Here is a 3982-nt window from a genome sequence, read left to right on the forward strand (position 1 = left end):
ACATTTCTAAATGGGTCAAACCGGACATTACTATCGGGGGCGTACAGTGGTTGTGTTCATTATTCCGATTACGTTAAATAGACAGCTCAACTAACCTTGGTAACCCACATTTTAGATATCTAAGTGATTTTGCATTTGAGATGCATAAGTTTTAACTGCCTACTTCATCTATTTCACACCTAACGACTAGCACGCTTGAGTTGCTCTACAACGTCATCATATTACAGTGCCACAATAAGCAATCGCTTGCCTTGCCTGTTCATTATTTAACATATAATAAACACTTAGAATGCAATCGTTTTTCTTTTTTGTTCATTATTTAAGCTAAACATGTTCATTCAACGCGCAACCGTTTGCTTTTTTGTTAAAAGTGTGACCGAAAACGGTAAAATCAACCATGAAGTTAATATGCGGATTTTTTCTTGATCTAGATCACAAATATCACTGCAAATGAGTCTAAAATGAATTGCATCAGGTAGAGTTTTTACTCTAAATTATTTTGATAGTTTCAGTATATAGAAAGGGATTTTATATGAAAAATGTTGCACTTACAGTGTTGGTGGCAATGAGCGCGTTATCATTTGCAACAGAAGCTGCTGAGTCCAAGTTTGAATGGAAAGGAACTGTACCAGCAGTGACCACGTACGTTAGCAAGACTATTTCATTTGACTCAAAATTTGACATAAACGACTACAACTCCCTAACATTCATTGAGCAAAAAAGCACTAGTAATGGTAAATGTAAATTAATCACAATGTCAGAATTCTAAGCATAATTTTTAGTATTCCCTGACTTTTCTTATGGCAAAAAGTAGAACTCTCCGCCATTTCGAAGTAAACAAAGAAATAAATTAGTTCAACTCATAATAGGATTATGAACCGATCAACTACCTCTGTATCCGGCATTTAGGGATAAGTACATCTTGCAAACAGGAAAGTGATGGTCATTCAATCAAAACAGGCAGTTTAGCTCACCATATTGATTTTGCGGAGAAATGAATACGAATGCTCTGGGTGTTTATTATTCCTATTACGTTAAATATCCAAGTTAGCTATCAAAAATCAGACTTCCTGTTACCTAGAAAGCGTTAGCAACTATTTTAATAAGAAATCTATACCTAAATGGCCAAAAGCCGTTTTGAAAGTTTGTGACACTTTGAACTTGATTTACAGGGCAAAAGTCAGCGAGTGCGTTTGAAACAAGAACAGCACAATGATGCCCATTTTTCGTACTTTGTGAATCGTGGATGTAAGATTAGTTATACTTGGTCAGAATTTAACCAGTAACGCTCCTGTTCTTTTTGACGAAACAAACTTTGGGGCAGATCTGAGCTAGCTAGGGATCGCTAGCTCGAAGCTGGACAAGAACGCGTTAGAGTTTCAACTTAAATTAGCACTTCATAAATTGCTTTTTGTATGGCAATGTGGGTTAGGAAGAGCTAGCGCTTTGGTTAATATGGCACTAGCTAAAAAGGTTCGCTTAGGTTTGCACTGCGAGCGTTACGTCATTTCTCTTTGATTAGATTAACACACGCATCATATGAAAAATTAGCTTTTGATGGAGTGACTGTGTTTACTGTAACGCAATCATTTATCTCCCCCTCAAAATTCACATCCTTTAAGCGATACATGATGCTAACGCCGTCATCACCGTATTCGATAGATTCGATGTCACCGTGTTTGAATTCCCCAGTCACCTCAAACGTCATCGGGCGACCCTGATAGTCTATAGCGAATGCACCAGCAGGGTATAGACTCTTGATAGAGGCTTCAGAAACATTTGCAGTGATACCTGCTGTATAACGAAAAACGGGTAGTTTTTTGCTAGGTAATACCCCGTCACCATCAATATCAATGAAGTAATCAATGTGAGGAATGTCAAAGTTCAAACCATGCTTAGAAAAATACTGCTCGGTATTTAAATAAGCCTCTGTTTTGTAGAGAGAAAGGTTGTAACTACTTAACGAGAGTTTCATTTCTTCAAACTGTTCTGACTTGGGGTCTAATAATATCTCACTTATTTTTTCGATCTGTTGTTCTAGAGTCAGTGAATTCTCGGTTGCCATCTTTAAAGTACTTGCAGAAATAACAAGTAGTAAAGTACTGATATCTTGGGAGTTAGAAAGGTTAACATTGTAGAAGTTAATGTCGGCTCCCCATTGCGCAGGGTCATAGCTGTAAAGCCTCAACAAATCAGAAGTTGCTTTGTTCACAGCTTCATCGAACTCAGAACCACCTTGCAGTTGTACCATAATAGATTGCTTAACTGCTGCTGTAGCAACGTTGAAGCTAATTGGTGTATTGACATTCATATTGACGATAGCACTCATACTCATCTGTTCAACAGTGCTATTTGTTAGCTCATTAAAGTAATGACCCTGGGCAATTATTTCAGCAAATGGAGAGCTGAATCGCTCTTTTATACTATAGTTGCCTTCATAGTCCTCGATTTCAGTTGTGTAGAAGGTACCTGTTGGCTGGAGGTTTTGATCAAGCTCATGGATAGTAACAACGGAGCCCGGTTGTAACGGACCTTTTTGCACAGTACCACTAAATTGATATACCTGCCCCAAACCATTGTTTTGTCCATCCGATGACCCACCACACCCAATTAAGGCTAAAGGTGTAATTAAAAGTGCAGAGAGTAATCTGGCTTTAGATAGATGCATTTAAGTTCTTCCATAGAATAAGAAAAGGTAAATTATAATCAGCAAAGCACATTAATTTTTGTTTCATATTGATGGATTATTTTTATCACCACTATTCCTATGACGTTAAACGGTCAAGCTTACAATAAAAAGTAAATATCACTACTGCCAGTCGAGTTGAGCAGTGATTTAACGTGCTTTGTGAAAAATGAGTGTCAAATTATTTATATTTGGCCGAAATTCAACCAGTCACGAACGTGTTCTATTTGACGAAACAGATTTTGAGGCAAAGATGTGTTTTCTATAGCCTATTCACTTAGTACTTAAAACTAAAATCAGAAATTTATGAATAGCACCTAAAATTAAAAATCCAAAGAGATGCAAAGCCTCTAGGGGAATTGCGTTCGGATAACTTATCGTAAGGCAAAAACTGATTAACGAGATATGAACGAATAGAGATACTAGCAAGAAATGGGGCATAACTGTGTTTGAGAAGAATGATGCTCTTGCAGATATAAGAGTTATTTAGTACTTATGTATGCAACATACAAACTAGCGGTCTGTGAAGTACATTCTCTCTTTAAAAGAAAACTAGAGTCGAAGTGAAATACAGATTAAAGTGTTAAATCAGAGTTTTAAGGAGATCATTGTGACAACGCTTAATCGTATTGAGATGCACATTAAAGCCTCTCGTCGCTATGTCTTCGAGCGGAAAGACTTTGCTCACTTTGCCAGCCATTCTCAAATTAGTCGTAGCCTTAAACAGCTGATTAAAAAAGGCATATTGATGAGAGTAGGGTATGGCTTATACACCAAAGCCACAATAAACAGCCTAACGAACAAGCCAATGCCGACTCACCCTGGTGGGACGGACGGGGTGATGCTAGAAATCTTGAAGAAACTTGGCGTACCTTTTGAAATAGACCAAATGTCATTGAAAAGTATCAATGGTCACTCCAATCAGATCCCCGCTTCGGTTCAGTATTCTTGGGATCACAAAGCATTTAATCGTGAGATCAAGGTAGGTAACCGAGTTCTATGTAGTACTCGAAAGCGCTCCGATGGTTGATCCAAAGATAATTAATGTAACTCAAACACCGGAGGAGCACTGTTCCGGTTTAAGACGTTATTCCAGAAGTACTTTATCGCGTAGTTATAATCTCGCTTGGTGCTGAGAGCATAGTCACTGTTCCGTTTCAGAAAACCAGTAACGTGGTTACGACCAATTTGATTGATTCTTTTCACTGCATGCTCGTGCTCGACAATGTTTAAGACTAACAACTCAACCCTTTTCGCTTGCTGCTTTCTTGATTTCTTTCCTCCTTTTCTTTTTAA

The 3982-nt window shown here is 37.9% G+C and carries 4 protein-coding genes; 2 read left to right on the forward strand and 2 right to left on the reverse strand.

Features of this window, described 5'->3' with window-relative positions; genetic code table 11:
- The first annotated feature begins 532 nt into the window (after positions 1-532).
- Positions 533-769 (forward strand): hypothetical protein, encoded by a 237-nt coding sequence (locus AACR11_RS14155; protein WP_079324811.1) that lies wholly within the window; start codon positions 533-535, stop codon positions 767-769.
- 735 nt (positions 770-1504) lie between these two features.
- Here AACR11_RS14155 and AACR11_RS14160 read toward each other — a convergent pair.
- A complete protein-coding gene (locus tag AACR11_RS14160) occupies positions 1505-2668 on the reverse strand; it encodes a hypothetical protein (protein ID WP_079324813.1) in 1164 nt (387 codons plus the stop codon).
- A gap of 628 nt (positions 2669-3296) precedes the next feature.
- Between AACR11_RS14160 and AACR11_RS14165 the strand changes: the two genes are divergently transcribed.
- On the forward strand, positions 3297-3716 hold the full coding sequence (locus AACR11_RS14165; protein ID WP_079324815.1) for a DUF6088 family protein: 420 nt from the start codon (positions 3297-3299) through the stop codon (positions 3714-3716).
- An 11-nt stretch (positions 3717-3727) separates the two neighbouring features.
- Here AACR11_RS14165 and AACR11_RS14170 read toward each other — a convergent pair.
- On the reverse strand, positions 3728-3982 hold a 255-nt coding region (locus AACR11_RS14170; RefSeq protein ID WP_079324817.1), incomplete at its 5' end, for a hypothetical protein.

The organism is Vibrio sp. L85 (assembly GCF_963871815.1).
Classification (GTDB): Bacteria; Pseudomonadota; Gammaproteobacteria; order Enterobacterales; family Vibrionaceae; genus Vibrio; species Vibrio harveyi.